Origin of the sequence: Pseudomonas sp. WS 5071 (assembly GCF_012985765.1) — a bacterium.
Taxonomy (GTDB): Bacteria; Pseudomonadota; Gammaproteobacteria; order Pseudomonadales; family Pseudomonadaceae; genus Aquipseudomonas; species Aquipseudomonas lundensis_A.
This window is the reverse complement of the sequence record NZ_JAAQWY010000021.1, coordinates 29,822-53,107: the sequence shown is the minus strand read 5'-3', so window position 1 is coordinate 53,107 and position 23,286 is coordinate 29,822. Positions and strand designations below refer to the sequence as shown.

Below are 23,286 nucleotides of genomic sequence, written 5' to 3'. Positions count from 1 at the left end.
ACAAATCGATGGCAGGCGCTTTCCATGACTCTACGAATCGCAATCAATGGTTTTGGCCGAATCGGCCGCAACGTCCTGCGCGCACTGTATACCCAAGGCTACCGTCAGGACCTGCAGATCGTCGCAATCAACGATCTGGGTGACAGCGCAATCAATGCACACCTGCTCAAGTACGACACCGTTCACGGCACTTTCGATGCAACCGTTGAGCACGATCAGGAAAGCCTGACCGTCAATGGCGACCGCATTGCCGTCACGGCTATTCGTAACCCGGCTGAACTGCCGTGGGCTGCATTGAAGATCGACGTGGTGTTCGAATGTACCGGTTTCTTCACCGAGCGCAGCAAGGCCGAGGCGCATATTAGCGCTGGCGCGCGCAAGGTGATTATCTCCGCGCCGGGCAAAAATGCCGACGCCACGGTGGTGTACGGTGTGAACCACGACATCCTGCGCCAATCGCATCAAATTATTTCCAGCGCCTCCTGCACCACCAACTGCCTGGCGCCGGTTGCCCAAATCCTGCACCGCGAACTGGGCATTGCCAACGGTTTGATGACCACCATTCATGCCTACACCAATGACCAGAACCTGACCGACGTTTACCACAGCGACCCGTACCGCGCGCGCTCGGCCACGCAGAACATGATCCCGAGCAAAACCGGCGCCGCCGAAGCCGTGGGCCTGGTATTGCCCGAACTGGCGGGCAAATTGACCGGCATGGCGGTGCGCGTCCCGGTGATCAACGTGTCGCTGGTTGACCTGACCGTCGAGCTCAAGCGCGAAACCACGGCGGCTGAAGTCAACGCGCTGTTCAAAGAAGCCAGCCAGCATTCCAAAGTGCTGGGCTATAACAGCCTGCCGCTGGTATCGAGCGATTTTAACCACAACCCGCTGTCGTCGATTTTCGATGCCAACCACACCAAAGTCAGCGGCAAGATGCTCAAAGTCCTGGCGTGGTACGACAACGAGTGGGGCTTCTCCAACCGCATGCTCGATAACTGCCTGGCGCTGTGCAACGCGGAGTGACGCGATGATCGGTATCAGCTTCACCACGGCCACCCTGGCGGCGCGCAAGCGTCTCGCCCTGGTGGCGCACGATCACTGCAAAGGGTTCTTGCTGGACTGGGCCGAGCGTCACAAGGCCACCCTCAGCCAGCATCAGTTGTGCGCCACCGGCACCACCGGCCTGTTGCTGAGCCAGCGCTTGGGGCTGCCGATCGAAAGCATGATCAGCGGCCCGCTGGGCGGGGACCAACAAGTGGGGGCACGCATCGCCGAGCAACAGGTCGACATGCTGGTGTTCTTCTGGGACCCGTTCGAGCCGCAACCCCATGACCCGGACATCAAGGCCCTGCTGCGGGTTGCGGCGGTGTGGAACATCCCTGTGGCGTGCAATGAATGCAGCGCGGATTACCTGCTCAGCAGCCCGCTCATGAGCCAGCCCCACGATCACCGGGTGCCGGATTACGCCGCGTATTTGAAAGGACGCGTGTAAACCCGCAGGCACATCGCCGTAAACCGCGCATAAAAGGCGGGAGACAAAAACAGCGCTTGACCAAACGCACAGATGATAAGCATTATCATTCGCTCAAATTCGGTCTGGTAGCACTGTGAGTCAGTCCCACTTCAATCAAGTCTTCCTGACGCAACGGGTGATCCTGTTGCGCACGTTACAGCGGATGGTCAATAACCCCAGTACCGCCGAGGACCTGTTGCAGGAGACTTACCTGCGCGTCACCCGCGCGCTGAGCGAACGCACGGTCGAGCATCTGGAGCCGTTTGTGTTCCAGACTGCGCGTAATCTGGCGCTGGACCACCTGCGCTCACGGCGTATTCAGTCGCGCACGGTGCTCGAAGATGTGCCTACCGAGGTCATCGAAAGCGTCCCCTCCTCACTCAGCACACCCGAAGAAGCCCATCAAGCCGCGCAACTACTGGAGCGTTTGAGTGTGAGCCTGAGCCAGCTAAGCGCACGTCAGCAGCGCATTTTCATTCTCAGTCGCCTGCATGGTTGCAGCTATCAGGAGATCGCACGGGAGCTTGACGTGTCCCTGAGCACCGTTCAAAAGGAACTCAAATTAATCATGGCAATCTGTGTCGGGGTAGCCGATCGAATCAATCGGCCGTAATCTTGCCGGGACAACCCCGTAAGAAAAATCCGACTTGGCCGCTTTCACGCCAAGGATTCCAAGACGTTGAACACCACTGTGCCTGAGACTGCCAAGGATCACCCGTGAAGGACACTCCACCCCCCGCCGTGCCGGAACTGGCGCAGGATGCTCTGCAAGACAGTGCCATGGATCAGGCGCTGGACTGGCTGATCACCCTGGAGTGTGCCGACGCCTGCGAAAAAACAGCGTTCCAGGCCTGGCTCAAGGCAGACCCGGCCCATGCCCAAGCGTTTGCCAAAGCCCATGCCGTCTGGAATGGCCAGCCGCTGATTGACGCGGCACACACCCTGAACACACGCCGTGCGCCCACCGTGTTGCAACGCATTGGCCGTCACTGGAAACACGTGGCCACTGCGGCGGTGCTGGTGATTAGCGTGGGCAGTTACAGCAATGTGCCATTGCGCTTGCAGGCCGATCATTTGACCGTGGTGGGCGAGCGTCAGCGCCTGGAGCTGGAAGACGGCTCGAAAGTGTTGCTCAACACCAATTCGGCGTTCTCCAGCCACCGGGTCAATGCGCAAAGCAATGCGCGGTTGTATCAGGGTGAAGCGTTTTTCGAGGTTCCGGCCAATCTTGAATTCCCGCTGGTGCTCGATGCCGGCCCGGTTCGCGTCAGCGTGCGCGACACCGCTTTCGCCGTCAGCTACCTCAACGGGCAGGCTCAAGTGCGCGTGCAGCGCGGCGATGTCGATTTACGCATGAACAGCGTGGGCACGCAGATGCGGTTGTCTGCCGGGAACAGTGTGAATATCGGCCCCAATGGTTTTGGCCAACCGGTCAAGCTCAACCCGCAAACCGATCTGGCCTGGGTTCAGGGGCGACTGGTGTTCGAAAACTGCCCCATGAGCCAAGTGCTGGAGGAAGTGCGGCGCTATTACCCCGGCTGGATCGTCAATAATAACGAGCAACTGGCCAGCGTCGCAGTGACCGGCAATTACCGTCTGGACCAGCCTCTGGACATCGTTCGTTCCCTCGCCCACATCACCTCGTCCAGCCTCTCGGAATTCCCGGCGCTGGTCATTCTCAACTAAATCCGGTTTTTTTTACGCGATAGCACGAGGTCATACGTCTCGTTGTAGTCAATGCAACTGATTCGCATTTTGAGTCAGCTTCGCAACTATAAGATTCGTTCACCACGGAGCGCTATCAATGCCCACACGTTTCAACAGCCGGTCCTCTTCCAACGGTCGCACCCGCCCAAAACACCCGTGCACCTTGTCGTTGTTGACCGTCGCCGTGCTGATGGCCGGCGCGCACGTCGTTCCGGCCATGGCCGCAACCGATGCGCCACCTGAACGCCGCGCTGTGGGCAATTACAAATTCGCGATATCACAGCAGCCGCTGGTGTCGGCACTCAACGACTTCACGGCCGTCACCGGCTGGCAAGTCGGTTTACCCGCCGAACTGGGGCAGAACGTGTCTTCACCGGGTGTGCGCGGGTCTCTGTCGCCAGAAAAGGCACTCGACCGCCTGTTGATCGGCACCAACCTGGGCTACCGCAAACTGGGCAGCAATAACATCGTCCTCGAAAAACGTTCCGCCGGCAGCGGCACCCTCGCTCTGCAGCAAGTGACCATCAGCGCCACGCGTCAGGAGCAAGACGTCATCAGCGTGCCCAGCACCGTGACCGTGCACGACCGTGAACAACTCGACCGTCAAAACGTCAACACCATCAAAGAACTGGTGCGCTATGAACCGGGCGTGTCCGTGGGCGGCGGCGGTCTGCGCGGCGGCATCAGCGGTTACAACATTCGCGGCATCGACGGTGACCGGATCCTGACTCAAGTCGATGGCGTTGAAATCCCCAACTCGTTCTTCAACGGTCCGTTCGCCAAAACCCAGCGCAACTACGTCGACCCGGAAATCGTCAAGCGCGTAGAAATCCTGCGCGGCCCGGCCTCGGTGCTGTATGGCAGCAACGCCATCGGCGGCGCGGTGAGCTACTTCACCCTCAACCCGGACGACATCATCAAACCGGGCCAGGAGGCAGGCGCGCGTCTGAAGACCGGTTACAGCTCGGCCGACCGCAGCTGGCTCAAGTCCGCCACCGTGGCAGGCCGCGCCGACCAGTTCGACGGCTTGCTGCATGTAAGCCGCCGGGACGGCCACGAAACCGAATCCTATGGCAACCACGGCGGCACCGGCCTGACGCGCACTGCGGCCAACCCGGAAGACGTGAACACCACCAACGTATTGGCCAAGGCGGGCTGGAACTACAACGATGACGACCGACTGGCGTTCACCTACGAGAACTACCGGGACGAGCGCGACATCAACCAGAAAAGCGTGGTAGGCGGCCCGTTCAACCTGGGCCAACCGCTGGGCATGTACAAGTCACGCAACGGCAATGACACCGTGACCCGCGAGCGTTTCGGCATTGAAAACACCTTCGCGCTCGACAGCCTGCTGGCCGACCACGGCAAACTGAGCCTCAACTATCAGGTGGCCAAGACCGACCAAAGCACCGAAGAACGCTACTTCCCGTTCAGCCGTGATGTGTATCGCACCCGCGACACCCGCTATAAAGAGCAGCAATGGGTGTTCGATGCCCAGTTCGACAAAGCCTTCGCAGTCGGCCCCACCGACCATTTGCTGACCTATGGCACCACTTTGAAACACGACAAAGTCACCGGCTCGCGTTCCGGCAGCGCGGTGTGCCTTGCGGTAGGTGCTGGCTGTAAAGCAGTCGGCGCCCTGAGCACGGCCAAAGGCGACGTGTTCGCCAAAGTCAGCGACTTCCCGGACCCGACCATCGACACCTACAGCCTGTTTGCGCAAGACGAAATCAGCTGGAATCAATGGACCTTCATGCCCGGCGTGCGCTACGACTACACGCGCCTCAAGCCCAAGATCACCCAGGAGTTCCAGAACGCGGTCAACCCCGACGGTAAATACCCCGTCAGCGACGATGAAAAAACCTGGCACCGCCTTTCGCCAAAACTGGGCGTGACCTACGCGTTCAACGATAACTACACCTGGTTCGGCCAGTACTCCGAAGGTTTCCGCACCCCGACCGCCAAGGCGCTGTACGGCCGCTTCGAAAACCTGCAGGAAGGTTACGTCGTCGAACCCAACCCCAACCTTGAGCCGGAAAAGAGCAAAAGCTACGAAACCGGCCTGCGCGGCCACTTCGACGAAGGCTCGTTTGACGTGGCGGTGTTCTACAACAAATACCGCGACTTTATCGATGAAGATAACGTCACGCCCGGCTATGACATGGACAGCTTCCAGAGCCGCAACATCAAGCACGCCACCATCAAGGGGGTCGAGCTTAAAGGCCAACTGCAACTGGACGCCTTCGGGGCTCCGCGTGGCCTGTACACCAAAGGGTCGATTGCTTACGCCTATGGCCGCAACGATGACACCGGCCAGCCACTCAACAGCGTGAACCCGCTGACGGGAGTGTTTGGCCTCGGTTATGACCAGGACAACTATGGCGCTCTGGTGAGCTGGACCTTGGTCAAGAAAAAAGACCGCATCGACGACACGGCCTTCAAAGCGCCAGACATTCAGGGCAAACGATTCGAAACCCCGGGGTTCGGCATTGTGGACGTGAGCGCCTATTACAAAGTGACCCAAGACGTGACCGTCAGCGCAGGCGTGTACAACCTGACCGACAAAAAATATTGGCTGTGGGATGACGTGCGCAGCTACGACGGCGTGGGTGAAGCATCGGCCGTAAACCCGGCCAACCTCGACCGCCTGACCCAGCCGGGCCGCAACTTCGCGATCAACCTGGTCTGGGACATCTAGCCGGCGTTCTCACTGCGCGGTGTTTTCGCTGCGCAGTGAGGATTTTTTACTGTCACGCGTCTTCTTGTACGTCTAGTTACCAAGCGCATCTCATTCTCAAGGACATCTTCATGACCTCTCAAGACACTGCACAGCGTCCTGCCCTGCGTTCCCAACGCCTGAACCAGATCACCCACGAGCCTCATCAAAAACTCGACGCGCTGGTCAAGGCCCACAAACCCTTTGAGACCCGGGAAAACTTTGCCCGCTTTGTGGTGGCTCAATACCTCTTTCAATCGGAACTGCAAGCGCTGTACACCGACCCTTCGTTGAAAGAAATCGTCCCGGACTTGCCAGAGCGTTGCCGCGCAGAGCAAGCCAAAGCTGACCTCGCAGACCTCGACACGGAAGTCCCGGCTCCTGTCGCAGGCGCGGTAAACGCGCCAAGCAAGGCTCACGCGCTGGGCTGGATCTTTGTGTCGGAAGGTTCCAAGCTGGGCGCCGCCTTCCTGATCAAACGGGCCGTGGCACTGGAGCTGAGCGACACCTTTGGCGCCCGTCACTTGGGCGAGCCAGCCGGCGGCCGCGCTGAAGGCTGGAAACGCTTCGTCAAAACCCTTGATGGCCTGGAGCTGAGTGCTGAAGAAGAGGCCGATCTAGACAAAGGTGCAGTAGCGGCCTTCGAGCGTTTCACCGTATTACTGGAACACGCCTACGCTGCTCAGCCAGAACTGGCTTAAGCTAGACCTGCTCGGTCGGCGCGCGCTGGCCGAGCACTCTTTTTTGCGTCTTGAGCTTATGACCCGCCAAACCCAATCCCCGTCGAAAATAGCCCAAATCCTCTTCGGCCTGCTGGCCTACGTCAGCCTGGGCATCGGCCTGATCGCCATCGTGGTGCCGGGGCTGCCGACCACCGAGTTCATTTTGCTGGCGGCCTGGGCCGCGACCAAAAGCTCGCCGCGACTGAGCGCCTGGCTGGAAAACCACCGCCTGTTCGGCCCGATCCTGAGCAATTGGCGCAACGGCAAAATCATTCAACGCAAAGCCAAAGTCAGCGCCACCATCAGCATGCTGATCTGCGCGGGGTTGATGTTGTATGTGCTTGAGCATCAATGGCCGGTGTTTCTGGCCATTGCGGGCATGAGCCTGGGCAATCTGTGGATCTGGTCCCGGCCGGAACGGTTACCGCCAGCGCTGTAGCAGGCGGCACCATCGATTCAATCCGGCGCGCTTATAACGTCAATTCACCCGCATACAGCCCATAAGCCGCCGCCAGGGCCGCCACCACCACCGCTCCGAAGATCGCCCGTTCCGCGGCGACAAACAGCGGCTCGCGCTGTTCACGTTTGGCCTGGGCAAAGAAGAACACTCCCGGCGCATACAGCAACGCCGAGAGCAGCAAGTACTTGGGCCCCGCCGCATACAGCAACCACATGGCATAGATCAGGGCGATCAGCCCCACCAACAGGTCTTTGAAACGCGAGCGGCTGGCCTGCGAGTAGGTCTCGCCCTTGATGCACAACAACACCGCATAAGCCGCCGACCACAGGTAAGGCACGAGGATCATCGACGACGCCAGGTAGATCAGGCTGGTGTACGTGCCCGCCGACACCAGGGTGATCAGCAGGAATATCTGGATCATGCTGTTGGTCAGCCACAGGGCATTGACCGGGACATGGTTGGCGTTTTCCTTTTTCAGGAACGCCGGCATGGTGTTGTCTTTGGCCGTGGCAAACAGAATCTCAGCGCATAACAGCGCCCACGAGAGCAGCGCCCCCAGCAACGAGATGGCTAACCCGATGCTGATCAAAATGGCGCCCCACTCCCCCACCACATGCTTGAGCACGCCGGCCATGGACGGGTTTTGCAGTTTGGTCAATTCCGGCTGAGTCATGATGCCCAGCGACAGCACGTTCACCAGCACCAACAATGCCAGCACCCCCAAAAAGCCGATGACCGTGGCTTTGCCCACGTCCGAGCGTTTTTCGGCGCGCCCCGAATAAACACTGGCGCCTTCAATGCCGATAAACACGAATACTGTCACCAGCATCATGTTGCGCACCTGGTCCATCACGCTGCCCAGGCTGGGGGTTTCGGTGCCCCAGAAGTCCAGGGTGAAGATGTCGGCTTTAAACGCGACGCCGGTCAACACGATAAACATCACGATCGGGACGATTTTCGCCACGGTGGTGATCTGGTTGATAAACGCCGCTTCCTTGATGCCGCGCAGCACCAGAAAGTGCACACCCCACAGCAACAGCGAGGCGCAGCCAATGGCGATGGGCGTGTTGCCCTGACCGAAGACCGGTACGAAATACCCCAGCGTACTGAACAGCAACACGAAGTAGCCGACGTTGCCCATCCACGCGCTGATCCAATAGCCCCAGGCCGAGGAGAAGCCCATGTAATCGCCAAAACCGGCCTTGGCGTAGGCGTAGACCCCGGAATCGAGTTCCGGTTTGCGGTTAGCGAGGGTCTGGAACACAAACGCCAGCGCCAGCATCCCCACCGCGGTAATGCCCCAACCAATCAGGACTGCCCCGCCAGCGGCGTGTTCCGCAATATTTTGCGGCAGCGAAAAAATCCCGCCGCCAATCATGGAACCGACCACCAGGGCGATCAAAGCATTAAGCCGAAGCTTCTGGGTTTGTTGCGACATCGCCACCTCGTTATTGGGTCTGGAACTGTTTTCGATACACGCTTAATAGGCTACAGATGTTCACTGACTAAATATATGAGCCGGTTAAACGTCTATAAGCACCCCGCAATAAGCCCCTTCTTTTTAATCGCAAGATTTTCTATTGAAGCCTGAAAAAACAACCCTGTGTACATGACGTTTTTATTTCATGGCGCGGTTCATGAAATATGAAAGCTACATTTGCAAAACTGAAAATAGTGACTAGCTTCAATCCCCACGACCTCGTTGCCACATGCGTATTAAGAACCTGTAAGTCCTCTGGAGCGGGCCTTTCAGGAAGCGTCAAAATAATACGTGATTGCGACCTTCCCACGCGCCACACAATGGAATGTAGTAATGCCCTGATCTAAGTCAAACGGCTGAAATATCAACGGAATTATCTTAAGGCCTCACTTCTCCTGGATTGGAGTTAACACAAATGTCTGATACTCCCGGAAAACTACGATTGGGTGCGTTGGTTGCTCTGGTAGTCGGCTCAATGATTGGTGGCGGTATTTTTTCGCTACCTCAAAACATGGCAGCAAGTGCCGATGTTGGAGCCGTACTTATTGGTTGGGCAATCACCGCAGTCGGTATGCTAACCCTCGCTTTTGTCTTCCAGACCCTCGCTAACCGCAAACCCGACCTCGACGGCGGCGTCTACGCCTATGCCAAGGCCGGTTTTGGCGATTACATGGGTTTCTCATCCGCCTGGGGTTACTGGATCAGTGCCTGGTTGGGCAACGTCGGCTACTTTGTGTTGCTGTTCAGTACTCTGGGGTATTTCTTCCCGATCTTTGGTGAAGGCAACACCCCCGCCGCGATCATCGGCGCGTCGGTCCTGCTGTGGGCCGTTCACTTCCTCGTTCTGCGCGGCATCAAGGAAGCAGCGTTCATCAACCTGGTGACCACGGTGGCCAAGGTCGTGCCGCTGATCCTGTTCATTCTGATCGCGGTCTTCGCTTTCAAACTGGACATCTTCACCAGTGACATCTGGGGACTGAAAAACCCTGATCTGGGCAGCGTGATGGACCAAGTGCGCAACATGATGCTGGTCACCGTCTGGGTGTTCATCGGTATCGAAGGCGCGAGCATCTTCTCTTCCCGTGCCGAGAAACGTTCGGACGTGGGTAAAGCCACTGTGATCGGCTTCATCACCGTGCTGCTGTTGCTGGTACTGGTGAACGTGCTGTCGCTGGGCATCATGACTCAGCCCGAACTGGCCAAACTGCAAAACCCTTCGATGGCGGCCGTGCTTGAGCATGTGGTCGGTCACTGGGGCGCGGTGCTGATCAGCGTCGGTTTGATCATCTCGCTGCTGGGTGCCCTGCTGTCGTGGGTCCTGCTGTGCGCCGAAATCATGTTCTCGGCCGCCAAAGACCACACCATGCCGGCCTTCCTGAAAAAGGAAAACGCCAACCATGTACCGGTCAATGCCCTGTGGCTGACCAACGCCATGGTGCAGGTGTTCCTGGTTATCACCCTGTTCTCGGCCAGCACTTACCTGTCGCTGATCTACCTGGCGACCTCGATGATCCTCGTGCCTTACCTCTGGTCGGCGGCTTACGGCCTGCTGCTGGCGGTGCGCGGCGAGACCTACGAGAACGCACTGGCAGAACGCAAGAAAGACCTGATCATCGGCGGCATCGCCCTGATCTACGCCGTGTGGCTGTTGTATGCCGGCGGCCTGAAATACCTGCTGCTATCAGCCCTGCTGTACGCACCTGGCGCGATCTTCTTCGCCAAGGCTAAACGCGAGACAGGCCAGCAAGTGTTTACCAGCATTGAAAAAGTGATTTTTGCTGCCGTCATCATCGGCGCCCTGGTGGCGGCCTATGGACTGTACGACGGCTTCCTGACCCTGTAAGTCCCTGTTTATGTACTTTGGAGGTTGACTGTAATGACCACGGAAAAAGTGAAATACGGCGTACATTCCGAAGCCGGCAAACTGCGCAAAGTGATGGTTTGCTCCCCTGGCCTGGCTCACCAGCGCCTGACGCCAAACAACTGCGACGAGCTGCTGTTTGATGACGTGTTGTGGGTCAACCAGGCCAAGCGCGACCACTTCGATTTCGTGACCAAGATGCGCGAGCGCGGTATCGATGTACTGGAAATGCACAACCTGCTGACCGACATCGTGGCGATGCCTGAAGCACTGGACTGGATTCTTGACCACAAAGTGACCCCCAATCAGGTGGGTGTGGGTCTGGTGCACGAAGTCAAAGCCTGGATCAAAAGCCTTGAGCCACGCAAAGCGGCTGAGTACCTGATCGGTGGTGTGTCGGCCGACGACCTGCCAGACAGCTTCGGTGGCAAAACCATCGAGATGTTCCGTGACTTCCTCGGTCACACCAGCTTTATCCTGCCACCGCTGCCCAACACCCAGTTCACCCGTGACACCACCTGCTGGATCTACGGTGGCGTGACACTGAATCCGATGTACTGGCCAGCGCGTCGTCAGGAAACCCTGCTGACCACCGCCATCTACAAATTCCACCCTGAGTTCACCAACGCCGACTTCCAGATCTGGTACGGCGACCCGACTCTGGACCACGGCAACGCCAGCCTTGAAGGTGGCGACGTGATGCCAATCGGCAAAGGCGTGGTACTGATCGGTATGGGCGAACGTACATCGCGTCAGGCCATTGGCCAACTGGCGCAGAACCTGTTCAAGAACAAAGCCGTGGAACGCGTGATCGTTGCCGGTATGCCTAAATCCCGCGCCGCGATGCACCTGGACACCGTGTTCAGCTTCTGCGACCGCGATCTGGTCACCATCTTCCCTGAAGTCGTGAACCAAATTGTTGCCTTCTCGCTGTACCCGGACGAGAGCAAACAGGGCGGCATTGACGTTCGACGTGAAGAAAGCAGCTTCCTGGATGTGGTCGCCAAAGCGCTGGGCGTTAAAGCCCTGCGTGTGGTTGAGACCGGCGGCAACTCCTTCGCGGCAGAACGCGAGCAGTGGGACGACGGCAACAACGTTGTGGCACTGGAGCCTGGCGTGGTGATCGGTTACGACCGCAACACCTACACCAACACCCTGCTGCGCAAGGCCGGTGTGGAAGTCATCACCATCAGCGCCTCTGAGCTGGGACGCGGCCGTGGCGGCGGTCACTGCATGACCTGCCCAATCATCCGCGACCCGATTGACTATTAATTCATCCCTTTGAATGCTTGCGCCAGCCCCGAACCGGGCGGCGCAAGCCGGTTACCAGAAACCCAGGAGATTCCCATGGCGTTTAACATGAAAAACCGCAGCCTGCTCAGCTTGGTGCACCACACCCAACGCGAACTGCACTACCTGCTGGACCTGTCTCGTGATCTCAAGCGCGCCAAGTACACCGGTACTGAAGAGCCGCACCTCAAAGGCAAAAACATTGCGCTGATCTTTGAAAAAACGTCGACCCGTACCCGTTGCGCGTTCGAAGTGGCCGCTCACGACCAAGGCGCCCACGTCACCTACATCGACCCGGTTTCTTCGCAGATCGGCCACAAAGAAAGCATGAAAGACACCGCCCGCGTTCTGGGCCGCATGTTTGATGCCATCGAATACCGTGGCTTTGCGCAGGAAATCGTTGAAGAACTGGCCAAGTACGCTGGCGTACCGGTGTTCAACGGCCTTACCGCTGAATTCCACCCGACGCAAATGATCGCTGACGTGCTGACCATGCGCGAACACAGCGACAAGCCTCTGCACGACATCAGCTACGCCTACCTGGGCGACGCCCGCAACAACATGGGTAACTCGCTGCTGCTGATCGGCGCCAAACTGGGCATGGACGTGCGCATCGCCGCCCCTAAAGCCCTGTGGCCAGAAGAGTCGTTCGTTAAGCAATGCCAGGAATTCGCCAAGGAAAGCGGTGCCAAAATCACCCTGACCGAAGACCCTAAAGTAGCCGTCAAAGGCGTGGACTTCATCCACACCGACGTCTGGGTGTCGATGGGCGAGCCGGTTGAAGCCTGGAACGAACGCATCAAACTGCTGCTGCCTTACCAGGTCAACATGGACCTGATCAAAGCCGCCGAAAATATCCGTGTGAAGTTCATGCACTGCCTGCCAGCGTTCCATAACTGTGAAACCAAGGTCGGTAAAGATGTGGCTGAGCACCATCCAAACCTCAAAGACGGCATTGAAGTGACCGAGGAAGTGTTTGAATCCCCCTTCAACATTGCCTTTGAACAAGCCGAAAACCGCATGCACACCATCAAGGCAATCCTGGTTGCAGCCCTGGCTGATATCTAAGGACGTGCATGGCTGCCGGAGCGGGCTCGCCTGCTCCGGCACAACCCGGCTGTTGTGAACTTCCCTTCTATTAAGGAAATACCTATGCGTATCGTCGTTGCACTGGGCGGTAACGCCCTCCTGCGTCGCGGTCAACCCATGACTGCCGAGAATCAACGCGAAAACATCCGCACCGCCACTGCCCAAATCGCCCGCATCGCCACTGGCAATGAACTGGTCGTCGCCCACGGCAACGGCCCGCAAGTGGGTCTGCTGTCCCTTCAAGCTGCCGCCTACACCGCCGTCAGCCCTTACCCGCTGGATGTGCTGGGTGCTGAAACTGAAGGCATGATCGGCTACATGATCGAGCAAGAGCTGGGCAATCTGTTGCCGCAGGACGCGCCCTTCGCCACGTTGTTGACCCAGGTGGAAGTGGACCCCAAAGACCCGGCCTTCCAGAACCCGACCAAGCCGATCGGCCCGGTGTACAGCGAAGCCGAAGCCAAAAGCCTGGCCGCTGAAAAAGGCTGGAACATTGCCCCCGATGGCGACAAGTTCCGCCGCGTGGTGCCCAGCCCTAAACCAAAACGCATCTTTGAAATCCGTCCGATCAAATGGCTGCTGGAAAAAGGCACCATCGTGATCTGCGCGGGCGGTGGCGGCATTCCGACCATGTATGGCGAAGACGGCAAGCTGCAAGGCATTGAGGCGGTGATCGACAAGGATCTGGCCTCTTCCCTGCTGGCGCAGCAACTGGACAGCGACTTGCTGGTCATTGCCACTGACGTCAATGCCGCCTTTATTGACTGGGGCAAGCCAACCCAGAAGGGCATTTCCCAGGCGCACCCTGACGAGCTGGAAAAACTCGGCTTCGCCTCCGGCTCCATGGGGCCAAAAGTGGAAGCGGCCTGTGAGTTTGCCCGTAAAACAGGCAAAACCGCCGTCATTGGCGCCCTGGCCGATATCGAGGCCATCGTTCAGGGCAAAGCCGGTACTCGCGTCAGCACTGAAAAATCTGGTATTACCTACTTCTGAACCACGGGGCGGGCTTTCGGGCCTGCCCTTTTACCCCCTGCCCAAGGAGTCACCCTATGGCCTCGTTCGAACCCGGTCACCTGCATATCCACCGCGAACCGCTGCAACCGGGCGATTTCGGGTATGACATCAAGATTGATTACCAGGTCGTTCAGGATCCCAAGGAAGGCAAGTCCATGCAGTTCGACATGCACGGTCAGATCAACGGAAAGGATTTCAAGGATTCATTCACGCTGCCTAAAGACGTGGCCTTCAATTTTGCCCACGATGCCTTTCAGATTGCTGTCAAACATGGCATTCCCAAGACCGCTGACATCCGTTCGATGCACGGTCACTACGACAAGATGTTTTCGGATGTGATGGCCCAGCTTAACCACAAACCCGGTGACCCGATTAACCTCGATCATCTGGACTGATCCTGCCTGTAGCCGCTGCCGCAGGCTGCGCCAGCCGCTACAGGACGCGTCTCTTTGTCCTGTAGCCTCGCCCAAGGCATACTGGCCGTCTCACGGCCTACAGTGTTCCCCGTTCTCATGCGTATCCATGTCAGCTTTATTGACCGCGTCGGTATTACCCAGGAAGTGCTGGCACTGCTGGGGGCACGCCATCTCAATCTCGACGCCGTGGAGATGATCCCCCCCAACGTGTATATCGATGCCCCGACCTTGAGCCCGCACGTACTCGATGAGTTGCGTGAAGCGCTGTTCCGGGTTCAGGGCGTGCAGTCGGTGATGGTGGTGGACATCCTCCCGGGGCAGCGTCGGCACCTGCAACTCGATGCCCTGCTGGCCGCCATGACCGATCCGGTGCTGGCCCTGGACAGTGAAGGCCATGTGCTGCTGGCCAATCCGGCGCTGGTCTCGCTGTATGGCCGCGAACCTGCCGGCGAAAGCATTGGCGAGTTGTTCACCGATCCCGACTTGCTGAGCGCCTTGCTGGAAAACGGCTTTCGCTTGCCCCTGCGTGAAGTCACGCTCAACGGCCACCCGCTGATGCTCGATGCCACGCCGATTACCGACGCGGGGGCTTTGTTGACCCTGTATCAGCCCAGCCGCATCGGTGAACGTCTGGCCGCGCTGCATCACGACCACGCCGAGGGGTTTGACGCCTTGCTGGGTGAGTCACCGGCAATACGTACCCTGAAGGCACGAGCCCAACGCGTCGCCGCTCTGGATGCGCCGTTATTGATTCAGGGCGAAACCGGCACCGGCAAAGAACTGGTCGCCCGCGCGTGTCATGCCATCAGCGATCGCGTCGGCGCACCGTTTTTGGCCCTCAACTGCGCGGCATTGCCGGAAAACCTGGCCGAAAGCGAGCTGTTCGGCTACGCCCCCGGCGCCTTTACCGGCGCACAACGGGGCGGCAAGCCGGGGCTGATGGAATTGGCCAACAACGGTACGGTGTTTCTGGATGAAATCGCTGAGATGTCGCCCTACCTGCAAGCCAAATTGCTGCGGTTTTTGAATGACGGCAGTTTCCGCCGTGTGGGCGGCGAGCGCGAAGTAAAGGTCAATGTCCGCATCCTCAGCGCTACTCATCGCAACCTCGAAAAAATGGTCAACGAAGGCACGTTTCGCGAAGACCTGTTCTATCGGCTGAACGTGCTCAACATCGAAGTGCCTCCTTTGCGTGAGCGGGGCCAGGACATCCTGCTGCTGGCGCGCACGTTTATGCAGCAGGCCTGCACTCAAATACAGCGTCCGGTGTGTCGCCTGGCGCCCGGTACGTACCCGGCCTTGCTGGGTAACCGCTGGCCGGGGAACGTTCGCCAATTACAAAACGTGATCTTCCGCGCCGCGGCCATCTGCGAAAGCAGCGTGGTCGACATTGGCGACCTCGACATTGCCGGAACCTCCGTCGCACGCCAAAGCGACGCAGACGTCGAAACCCTGGAGCACGCCGTTGAAGGCTTCGAAAAAGCCCTGCTGGAAAAGCTCTACGTCAGCTACCCCTCGACCCGCCAACTGGCCAGCCGCCTGCAAACCAGCCACACCGCCATCGCCCACCGCCTGCGAAAATACGGGATCCCCGACAAGACCTGAAGGTTGCCCGCCCCTTCATACAACCCGCGTTCTACTCGACGTCGACATGATGTAGGTGGCGTCGATGCCCACCGCCCGGCCGTATTGATTTCGTTCCAGTGTAGCGAATTCGCTACAGCCAAAGCCCGACGCAGTGCTGCAAGGCTTTGATCCCCTTCGTTTTTTTAAACCCGGTCGCCGTGTAGCGATTTCGCTACACACTCATCCATCACATTCCATCCTGAAACCCATAACCACTTGATAAATAAACGTTTATTGATTGTGGCAGCCATCTTGCAGAGCACTCCTCAATGCGCTCGATCTTGCACGAGCATTTAACTGCGACCACCAGACGAGTCTGGCCTTGAGGAGTTTCCATGAGCGAATTGCGTTTTACTGAAGACCACGAATGGCTGCGCGCCGAAGCCGATGGCAGCGTGACCGTGGGCATTACCGCGTTTGCGCAAAACGCTCTGGGTGATGTGGTGTTTGTGCAACTGCCCGAGTTGCAGTTTTACGAAAAAGGCGCAGAAGCGGCCACCGTTGAGTCGGTCAAAGCCGCAAGCGGCGTGTACATGCCGCTGGACGGTGAGGTGCTGGAGGTTAACCCGGCGCTCGACAGCAGCCCCGAAGTGGTCAACGAAGATCCGTTGGGCGAAGGCTGGTTCTTCCGGTTCAAGCCGGCGCACGCCAACGCCGTCAGCCAGTTGCTGGATCAGGACGCCTATGACCGCCTGATCAAAGCCAATGCCCAAGCCTGAGGACAGCGCCATGACCATTAACCTGAGCACCGCCAACGAATTCATCGCGCGCCACATCGGCCCGGATCAGGCCGACGAGCACGCCATGCTCGCCTCGCTGGGTTTTGACTCGCTAGAGGCCCTGAGCGCCAGCGTGATCCCCGAAAGCATCAAGGGCACCAGCGTTCTGAACCTGCCCGCCGGGCAAAGCGAAGCCGATGCACTGGCCTCGATCAAAGCCATCGCCGGCAAAAACCAGCTGTGCAAGACCTACATCGGCCAGGGCTATTACAACTGCCACACGCCCGCGCCGATCTTGCGCAACCTGCTGGAAAACCCGGCGTGGTACACGGCCTACACCCCCTATCAACCAGAAATTTCCCAAGGCCGCCTGGAAGCACTGCTCAATTTCCAGACCCTGATCAGCGACCTCAGCGGCCTGCCGATTGCCAACGCGTCGTTGCTCGACGAAGCCACTGCGGCGGCCGAGGCCATGACCTTCTGTAAACGCCTGAGCAAAAACAAATCCGGCCGCGCATTCTTTGCTTCGCGCCATTGCCACCCGCAAACCCTCGACGTGCTGCGCACCCGTGCCGAACCGCTGGGCATCGAAGTGGTGGTGGGCGACGAGCGCGGTCTGAGCGACCTGTCTCCGTTCTTCGGCGCGCTGCTGCAATACCCGGCGAGCAACGGCGATGTGTTCGACTACCGCGAGCTGGTCGAGCGTTTTCACGCCACCCACGCACTGGTGGCCGTGGCCGCTGACTTGCTGGCCCTGACCCTGCTGACCCCTCCGGGGGAATTCGGCGCCGATGTGGCCATCGGGAGCGCCCAGCGTTTTGGCGTGCCCTTGGGCTTCGGCGGCCCGCACGCGGCGTATTTCGCCACCCGTGATGCGTTCAAACGCGACATGCCGGGGCGCCTGGTGGGTGTGTCGGTGGATCGTCACGGCAAACCTGCGCTGCGTCTGGCCATGCAAACCCGCGAGCAACACATCCGCCGCGAGAAGGCCACGAGCAATATCTGCACGGCACAAGTGTTGCTGGCCAACATGGCCAGCATGTACGCCGTCTACCATGGCCCTCAGGGCCTGACTCAAATCGCCCGGCGCGTTCATCAGCTCACGGCCATTCTGGCCAAGGGCCTGACTGCACTGGGACTCAACGTCGAGCAGATCGAGTTTTTCGACACCCTGACCCTGCACACCGGCTCCAGAACAACGGCCCTGCATGCCAAGGCACACGCCAGACACATCAACCTGCGCGTGGTGGATGACGAGCGTCTGGGGGTGTCGCTGGATGAAACCTGCGGCCCGTCCGATGTCACTGCGCTGTGGGCCCTGCTCGCAGCCGAGGGTCAAGCGCTGCCAGACGTCGACACGCTGGCCGCCACCGTGAGCAGCACCCTGCCGCCTGCCCTGCTGCGCCAATCGCCAATCCTCAGCCACCCGGTGTTCAACCGTTATCACTCTGAAACTGAACTGATGCGCTACCTGCGTCGTTTGGCAGACAAGGATCTGGCTCTGGATCGCACCATGATTCCGCTGGGCTCTTGCACCATGAAACTCAACGCGGCCAGCGAGATGATCCCGGTCACCTGGGCCGAGTTTGGCAACCTGCACCCGTTTGCACCGGCCGAACAAAGTCAGGGCTACCAGCAGCTCACGACTGAACTGGAGGCCATGCTGTGCGCTGCCACCGGTTATGACGCCATTTCCCTGCAACCCAACGCCGGTTCACAGGGCGAATACGCCGGGCTATTGGCCATACGTGCCTACCACCAGAGCCGTGGCGACGAGCGCCGCGACATTTGCCTGATCCCGTCCTCGGCCCATGGCACCAACCCGGCAACCGCCAACATGGCGGGCATGCGCGTGGTGGTTACGGCCTGCGACGCCCGTGGCAACGTTGACATCGAAGACCTGCGCGCCAAGGCCATCGAGCACCGCGAACATCTGGCGGCACTGATGATTACCTACCCGTCGACCCACGGCGTGTTCGAAGAAGGTATCCGCGAAATCTGCGGCATCATTCACGACAACGGCGGTCAGGTGTACATCGACGGCGCCAACATGAATGCGATGGTGGGCTTGTGCGCGCCGGGCAAGTTCGGGGGCGACGTGTCTCACCTCAACCTGCATAAGACCTTTTGCATCCCCCACGGCGGTGGCGGCCCGGGCGTCGGCCCGATTGGCGTCAAGTCGCACCTGACCCCCTTCTTGCCAGGCCATGCCAGCTTGCCTCGCACACAGGGCGCCGTGTGCGCCGCGCCGTTTGGCAGCGCGAGCATTCTGCCCATTACCTGGATGTACATCCGCATGATGGGCGGCGAAGGGCTCAAGCGCGCGTCGCAAATGGCCATTCTCAATGCCAACTACATCGCCCGTCGCCTCGAAGAGCACTACCCCGTGCTGTATTCGGGCAGCAACGGACTGGTGGCACACGAATGCATCCTCGACCTGCGCCCGCTCAAAGACAGCAGCGGGATCAGCGTGGATGACGTGGCCAAGCGCCTGATCGACTTTGGGTTCCACGCGCCAACCATGTCGTTCCCGGTGGCCGGCACGCTGATGATCGAACCTACCGAAAGTGAGTCCAAACACGAACTGGATCGCTTCTGCGACGCCATGATCCGCATCCGTGAAGAAATCCGCGCGGTAGAAAACGGCACGCTGGACAAAGAAGACAACCCGCTGAAAAACGCCCCGCACACGGCAGCGGAAATGGTCGGCGAATGGACCCACCCGTACAGCCGCGAACAGGCGGTGTACCCGGTCGAGTCGTTGATCGAAGGCAAATACTGGCCGCCAGTGGGGCGTGTCGACAACGTCTTCGGCGATCGCAATCTGGTCTGCGCCTGCCCGTCAATCGAGAGCTATCAGGAGGCCTGACACCCCCTCAGTTCCCGCCGCAGCGATTTAAACCGGTGCGGCGGGAGCATTGACCTTATGCCAATCCTTTTATAAGAAACCGGAGAACCCCATGTCGTTAAGCGTGTTCGACCTGTTCAAAATTGGCATCGGCCCTTCCAGCTCACACACCGTTGGTCCCATGCGGGCCGCTGCGCGGTTTGTTGAAGGGTTGCAGCGTGATGCGTTATTGCAACAAACAGCCTGCGTCAAAGTGGAACTGTATGGCTCGCTCGGGGCCACCGGCAAAGGTCACGGCAGTGACAAGGCGGTGCTGCTGGGGCTCGAAGGCGAACACCCGGACACCGTCAATACGGACACCGTGGACGAACGTCTGGCCACGATTCGCCACAGCGGCCACCTCAACTTGCTGGGCCGCCACAGCATCGAATTCAACGAAAAACTGCACTTGGCGATGATTCGTAAACCCCTTCCCTATCACCCGAACGGCATGATTTTTCGCGCCCTGGACGACGCAGGCATTCAGATCCGCAGCCGCGAGTATTACTCGGTGGGGGGCGGCTTTGTGGTGGACGAAGGGGCGGCGGGGGCTGACCGGATCGTCGAGGACAGCACTGAACTCACTTACCCGTTCAAGACCGCCAAAGACCTGTTGCGCCACTGCGTCACCCACCACCTGTCGATCAGCCAGGTCATGCTGGCCAACGAGCGGGCGTGGCGACCCGAAGCCGAGACCCGAAGCGGGTTGTTGAACATCTGGCAAGTGATGCAGGACTGCGTCAGCGCGGGCTGTCGACATGAAGGCATTCTACCTGGCGGGTTGAAGGTCAAACGTCGGGCCGCGGCCTTGCATCGTCAGTTATGTGCCCACCCTGAAGCCTCATTGCGCGACGCGTTGTCGGTGCTCGACTGGGTCAACCTGTACGCGCTGGCGGTGAACGAAGAAAACGCCAACGGTGGCCGTGTGGTCACGGCACCGACCAACGGCGCGGCCGGCATTATTCCCGCGGTGCTGCATTACTACATGCGCTTTATCGGTGGTGCCAATGAAGACGGCGTGGTGCGCTTTTTGCTGACGGCGGCGGCCATCGGCATTTTGTACAAAGAAAACGCGTCGATTTCCGGGGCCGAAGTGGGCTGCCAGGGTGAAGTCGGCGTGGCGTGCTCCATGGCCGCAGGTGCCTTGTGCGAGGTGCTCGGCGGCACGGTGCAGCAAGTCGAAAACGCCGCCGAAATTGGCATGGAACACAACCTGGGGCTGACCTGCGACCCCATTGGCGGTCTGGTGCAAGTGCCTTGTATCGAGCGCAACGCCATGGGTTCAGTGAAAGCCATCAACGCTGTACGCATGGCCCTGCGCGGCGACGGCCAGCATTTTGTTTCGCTGGATAAAGTGATCCGCACCATGCGCCAGACCGGCGCCGACATGAAAAGCAAATACAAAGAGACGGCCCGCGGCGGCCTGGCCGTCAACATTATTGAGTGCTGATTTTCAAGGAGTCATGAATGTCTACCGAACCCCTGCTTAAAACCCCGCTGCACGCCCTTCACCTGGAGCTAGGCGCGCGCATGGTGCCGTTTGCCGGCTATGACATGCCGGTGCAATACCCGCTGGGCGTACTGAAGGAGCATTTACACACCCGTGAGCACGCCGGGTTGTTCGATGTCTCGCACATGGGCCAGATCCGGCTGCGCGGTGCGCAAGCAGCCCAAGGCCTGGAGACGCTGGTCCCGGTGGATATCCTCGACCTGCCGGTGGGCATGCAGCGCTATGCCATGTTTACCAACGAGCAAGGCGGCATTCTGGATGACCTGATGGTGGCCAATCTGGGCAATGACACGTTGTTTCTGGTGGTCAACGCCGCCTGCAAGGAACAGGACCTCGCGCATCTGCGTCAACACTTGGGCGATCGCTGCGAGATTGAACCGCTGTTTGAATCTCGCGCACTGCTCGCCTTGCAAGGTCCCGATGCAGTCAACGTGCTGGCGCGTTTGGCACCGGACGTGGCCAAGATGACGTTCATGCAGTTTGCCCCGGTCAAACTGATGGGCGCGGACTGCTACGTCAGTCGCTCTGGCTATACCGGTGAGGACGGTTTTGAGATTTCAGTACCGCGCGAACAAGCTGAAGCACTCGCGCGTCATTTGCTCGACCAACCCGAAGTCAAGGCCATCGGCCTGGGTGCGCGGGACTCGCTGCGACTCGAAGCCGGATTGTGCCTGTACGGCCATGACATGAATGAAGCCACCACACCGATCGAAGCCAGTTTGCTGTGGGCCATTTCAAAGGCGCGCCGCGCAGACGGGCCTCGTGCAGGCGGCTTCCCGGGGGCAGAAACAATCTTCGCCCAACAACAAGGCGGCGTTGCACGCAAACGGGTCGGCCTGCTGCCCCAAGAGCGAACACCCGTGCGCGAAGGAGCCGAGATTGTGGATGCTGAAGGCACTGTTATTGGCCAGGTGTGCAGCGGTGGGTTTGGTCCGACGCTGGGAGCCCCGCTCGCCATGGGCTATCTGGACGTGGAGCATGCGCCTATGGACACCGAAGTATGGGCAATCGTGCGCGCTAAGCGAGTCGCGATGAAAGTGTCCAAAATGCCGTTTGTACCGCAGCGTTATTACAGAGGTTAAACGCTTCACTGGAAGTTACACAGTTGCATGTTTACGCCATGCGCGTGTCATGCAACTGCCCCATTACCGTGCAAACTTTCGATAGTGAAAGCGTGCACTTAATGTCGAAAATAATTGAACCTTTCTATACCGTCACTGTGCTGTAAAAAAGCGCCGGGGCCTCTGAAAATCAGGGATAGACGGTTTATTTTCGGGGCTTGTTTTTATCGTCTAAGTTGTCGTAGAGTTTGCCCACTGTGTTTGCATGGGTCGCTGGAATCGTGACCTGGGCAGTAGCTCTAAGTTTGCTACAACCCGTTCGACGTCTCTTACTTTCCTGCAACCCAGCACCAGTACTCTTTCAGGTGAAAGAGACTGTCATTAATTGTTAGCGTCAAGGAATTAAGAAATGTCCCAACGTCAGAGCGGTACCGTTAAGTGGTTTAACGATGAGAAAGGTTTTGGTTTTATTACGCCTGAAAGCGGACCGGATCTGTTCGTGCACTTCCGCGCCATTCAGGGCAACGGCTTCAAGAGCCTGAAAGAAGGCCAGAAAGTCACCTTCATCGCCGTGCAGGGCCAAAAAGGCATGCAGGCTGACGAAGTTCAAGCCGAAGCTTAACGTTCTCGTACAGAAAAGCCTCTGATGGTGACATCAGAGGCTTTTTTATGGGCGCAATTCCGTAAGATGGCTTTTTTCTTTTAGAGACCCTGCCATGTCGAAACAACTGTTAAGCCCTCAAGGCGCGTTTCCCGCCGCTGGACTGGGGCGCCGCCTGGCAGCCATGTTCTACGATTTTTTGTTGTGCACGGCGCTGATGATCGTCACCACGTTCCTTTACAAACTGATCATGATGGCTTTTATCGGCGAGGCTAAAATGCGTGCCTTGTCTGAAGCCGGTGCCCTTGACGGCGATCCGCTGCTGTCGACACTCCTGTTTTTTGTCTTGTTCGGCTTCTTTGCCAAGTTCTGGACCCACTCCGGGCAAACCCTGGGCATGCAAGTGTGGGGGGTTCGTGTTCAGAACGCAGACGGAACAGCTATCAGCCTGTGGCAGGCGCTGTTGCGTTTTATTGTGTCCATCGGCTCGTGGTTATGCTTCGGGCTGGGTTTTTTCTGGTCATTGATCGACAAGCAAAAACGCACCTGGCATGACATGTACTCCAACACGCAGCTCGTCAGAATTCCCAAGCAAAAAAAGAAATAAC

General features: G+C 58.8%; 20 protein-coding genes. 19 read left to right on the top strand and 1 reads right to left on the bottom strand.

Annotation, left to right across the window (positions count from 1 at the left end; genetic code table 11):
- Nucleotides 1–24: 24 nt before the first annotated feature.
- The 7 genes from gap (at nucleotide 25) to HBN61_RS14180 (ending at nucleotide 7,103) form a co-directional block, all read left to right on the top strand.
- A complete protein-coding gene (gene gap, locus HBN61_RS14210) occupies nucleotides 25–1,026 on the top strand; it encodes a type I glyceraldehyde-3-phosphate dehydrogenase (RefSeq protein WP_047281069.1) in 1,002 nt (333 codons plus the stop codon).
- Between the two features lie 4 nt (nucleotides 1,027–1,030).
- Nucleotides 1,031–1,495, top strand: a complete 465-nt coding sequence (locus tag HBN61_RS14205) for a methylglyoxal synthase (protein WP_047282967.1) — start codon at nucleotides 1,031–1,033, stop codon at nucleotides 1,493–1,495.
- Between the two features lie 115 nt (nucleotides 1,496–1,610).
- On the top strand, nucleotides 1,611–2,129 hold the full coding sequence (locus HBN61_RS14200) for an RNA polymerase sigma factor (RefSeq protein WP_047277068.1): 519 nt from the start codon (nucleotides 1,611–1,613) through the stop codon (nucleotides 2,127–2,129).
- Nucleotides 2,130–2,296: 167 nt separating this feature from the next.
- The gene (locus tag HBN61_RS14195) at nucleotides 2,297–3,202 is read left to right on the top strand and encodes a FecR family protein (protein ID WP_095009092.1); all 906 of its coding nucleotides are present in this window, start codon (nucleotides 2,297–2,299) and stop codon (nucleotides 3,200–3,202) included.
- Between the two features lie 118 nt (nucleotides 3,203–3,320).
- Entirely contained in the window at nucleotides 3,321–5,924 is a 2,604-nt protein-coding gene (locus tag HBN61_RS14190; RefSeq protein ID WP_083333315.1) for a TonB-dependent receptor, read from the top strand.
- 110 nt (nucleotides 5,925–6,034) lie between these two features.
- The gene (locus tag HBN61_RS14185) at nucleotides 6,035–6,643 is read left to right on the top strand and encodes a biliverdin-producing heme oxygenase (protein WP_047281073.1); all 609 of its coding nucleotides are present in this window, start codon (nucleotides 6,035–6,037) and stop codon (nucleotides 6,641–6,643) included.
- 58 nt (nucleotides 6,644–6,701) lie between these two features.
- Nucleotides 6,702–7,103 (top strand): YbaN family protein, encoded by a 402-nt coding sequence (locus HBN61_RS14180; RefSeq protein WP_047277076.1) that lies wholly within the window; start codon nucleotides 6,702–6,704, stop codon nucleotides 7,101–7,103.
- Nucleotides 7,104–7,134: 31 nt separating this feature from the next.
- Here HBN61_RS14180 and arcD (HBN61_RS14175) read toward each other — a convergent pair whose 3' ends face one another.
- Nucleotides 7,135–8,562, bottom strand: coding sequence for an arginine-ornithine antiporter (gene arcD, locus HBN61_RS14175; RefSeq protein ID WP_170047006.1), 1,428 nt, complete (start codon nucleotides 8,560–8,562; stop codon nucleotides 7,135–7,137).
- A gap of 457 nt (nucleotides 8,563–9,019) precedes the next feature.
- On the opposite strand from arcD (HBN61_RS14175), the gene arcD (HBN61_RS14170) reads away from it, so the two are divergent.
- The 12 genes from arcD (HBN61_RS14170) to HBN61_RS14115 all read left to right on the top strand — a co-directional run bounded on the left by arcD (HBN61_RS14170) (nucleotide 9,020) and on the right by HBN61_RS14115 (nucleotide 23,285).
- Nucleotides 9,020–10,447: an arginine-ornithine antiporter gene (arcD, locus tag HBN61_RS14170; RefSeq protein WP_047277080.1), complete on the top strand. Its 1,428-nt coding sequence runs from the start codon at nucleotides 9,020–9,022 to the stop codon at nucleotides 10,445–10,447.
- Nucleotides 10,448–10,480: 33 nt separating this feature from the next.
- Nucleotides 10,481–11,737: an arginine deiminase gene (gene arcA / locus HBN61_RS14165; RefSeq protein WP_047277081.1), complete on the top strand. Its 1,257-nt coding sequence runs from the start codon at nucleotides 10,481–10,483 to the stop codon at nucleotides 11,735–11,737.
- Between the two features lie 75 nt (nucleotides 11,738–11,812).
- On the top strand, nucleotides 11,813–12,823 hold the full coding sequence (locus HBN61_RS14160; RefSeq protein WP_047277083.1) for an ornithine carbamoyltransferase: 1,011 nt from the start codon (nucleotides 11,813–11,815) through the stop codon (nucleotides 12,821–12,823).
- Nucleotides 12,824–12,907: 84 nt separating this feature from the next.
- Nucleotides 12,908–13,837: a carbamate kinase gene (gene arcC, locus HBN61_RS14155; RefSeq protein ID WP_047277085.1), complete on the top strand. Its 930-nt coding sequence runs from the start codon at nucleotides 12,908–12,910 to the stop codon at nucleotides 13,835–13,837.
- A gap of 56 nt (nucleotides 13,838–13,893) precedes the next feature.
- Nucleotides 13,894–14,253 carry a DUF5064 family protein gene (locus HBN61_RS14150; RefSeq protein ID WP_047277087.1) on the top strand — a complete coding sequence of 120 codons (360 nt, stop codon included), beginning with the start codon at nucleotides 13,894–13,896 and terminating at the stop codon, nucleotides 14,251–14,253.
- 117 nt (nucleotides 14,254–14,370) lie between these two features.
- Complete coding sequence (gene gcsR / locus HBN61_RS14145; protein WP_047277088.1) at nucleotides 14,371–15,879, top strand: transcriptional regulator GcsR; 1,509 nt, start codon at nucleotides 14,371–14,373, stop codon at nucleotides 15,877–15,879.
- A 356-nt stretch (nucleotides 15,880–16,235) separates the two neighbouring features.
- Entirely contained in the window at nucleotides 16,236–16,619 is a 384-nt protein-coding gene (gcvH, locus tag HBN61_RS14140; protein WP_047277090.1) for a glycine cleavage system protein GcvH, read from the top strand.
- Between the two features lie 10 nt (nucleotides 16,620–16,629).
- Nucleotides 16,630–19,488, top strand: coding sequence for an aminomethyl-transferring glycine dehydrogenase (gcvP, locus tag HBN61_RS14135; RefSeq protein WP_083334346.1), 2,859 nt, complete (start codon nucleotides 16,630–16,632; stop codon nucleotides 19,486–19,488).
- A gap of 91 nt (nucleotides 19,489–19,579) precedes the next feature.
- Nucleotides 19,580–20,956, top strand: coding sequence for an L-serine ammonia-lyase (locus HBN61_RS14130; protein WP_047282971.1), 1,377 nt, complete (start codon nucleotides 19,580–19,582; stop codon nucleotides 20,954–20,956).
- A 17-nt stretch (nucleotides 20,957–20,973) separates the two neighbouring features.
- A complete protein-coding gene (gene gcvT / locus HBN61_RS14125; protein ID WP_083333313.1) occupies nucleotides 20,974–22,098 on the top strand; it encodes a glycine cleavage system aminomethyltransferase GcvT in 1,125 nt (374 codons plus the stop codon).
- Between the two features lie 388 nt (nucleotides 22,099–22,486).
- Nucleotides 22,487–22,699, top strand: a complete 213-nt coding sequence (locus tag HBN61_RS14120) for a cold-shock protein (RefSeq protein WP_007977299.1) — start codon at nucleotides 22,487–22,489, stop codon at nucleotides 22,697–22,699.
- A gap of 94 nt (nucleotides 22,700–22,793) precedes the next feature.
- Nucleotides 22,794–23,285, top strand: coding sequence for an RDD family protein (locus tag HBN61_RS14115; protein ID WP_083333312.1), 492 nt, complete (start codon nucleotides 22,794–22,796; stop codon nucleotides 23,283–23,285).
- The last annotated feature ends 1 nt before the right edge of the window (nucleotide 23,286 follow it).

Coding starts and splice junctions, on each gene's coding strand:
- gcsR (WP_047277088.1), top strand. CDS start 14,371: ATGCGTATCCATGTCAGCTTTATTGACCGCGTCGGTATTACCCAGGAA.
- HBN61_RS14180 (WP_047277076.1), top strand. CDS start 6,702: ATGACCCGCCAAACCCAATCCCCGTCGAAAATAGCCCAAATCCTCTTC.
- arcC (WP_047277085.1), top strand. CDS start 12,908: ATGCGTATCGTCGTTGCACTGGGCGGTAACGCCCTCCTGCGTCGCGGT.
- arcD (WP_047277080.1), top strand. CDS start 9,020: ATGTCTGATACTCCCGGAAAACTACGATTGGGTGCGTTGGTTGCTCTG.
- HBN61_RS14130 (WP_047282971.1), top strand. CDS start 19,580: ATGTCGTTAAGCGTGTTCGACCTGTTCAAAATTGGCATCGGCCCTTCC.
- arcD (WP_170047006.1), bottom strand. CDS start 8,562: ATGTCGCAACAAACCCAGAAGCTTCGGCTTAATGCTTTGATCGCCCTG.
- gap (WP_047281069.1), top strand. CDS start 25: ATGACTCTACGAATCGCAATCAATGGTTTTGGCCGAATCGGCCGCAAC.
- HBN61_RS14185 (WP_047281073.1), top strand. CDS start 6,035: ATGACCTCTCAAGACACTGCACAGCGTCCTGCCCTGCGTTCCCAACGC.
- HBN61_RS14190 (WP_083333315.1), top strand. CDS start 3,321: ATGCCCACACGTTTCAACAGCCGGTCCTCTTCCAACGGTCGCACCCGC.
- HBN61_RS14120 (WP_007977299.1), top strand. CDS start 22,487: ATGTCCCAACGTCAGAGCGGTACCGTTAAGTGGTTTAACGATGAGAAA.
- gcvT (WP_083333313.1), top strand. CDS start 20,974: ATGTCTACCGAACCCCTGCTTAAAACCCCGCTGCACGCCCTTCACCTG.
- arcA (WP_047277081.1), top strand. CDS start 10,481: ATGACCACGGAAAAAGTGAAATACGGCGTACATTCCGAAGCCGGCAAA.
- HBN61_RS14195 (WP_095009092.1), top strand. CDS start 2,297: ATGGATCAGGCGCTGGACTGGCTGATCACCCTGGAGTGTGCCGACGCC.
- gcvH (WP_047277090.1), top strand. CDS start 16,236: ATGAGCGAATTGCGTTTTACTGAAGACCACGAATGGCTGCGCGCCGAA.
- HBN61_RS14160 (WP_047277083.1), top strand. CDS start 11,813: ATGGCGTTTAACATGAAAAACCGCAGCCTGCTCAGCTTGGTGCACCAC.
- gcvP (WP_083334346.1), top strand. CDS start 16,630: ATGACCATTAACCTGAGCACCGCCAACGAATTCATCGCGCGCCACATC.
- HBN61_RS14205 (WP_047282967.1), top strand. CDS start 1,031: ATGATCGGTATCAGCTTCACCACGGCCACCCTGGCGGCGCGCAAGCGT.
- HBN61_RS14150 (WP_047277087.1), top strand. CDS start 13,894: ATGGCCTCGTTCGAACCCGGTCACCTGCATATCCACCGCGAACCGCTG.
- HBN61_RS14115 (WP_083333312.1), top strand. CDS start 22,794: ATGTCGAAACAACTGTTAAGCCCTCAAGGCGCGTTTCCCGCCGCTGGA.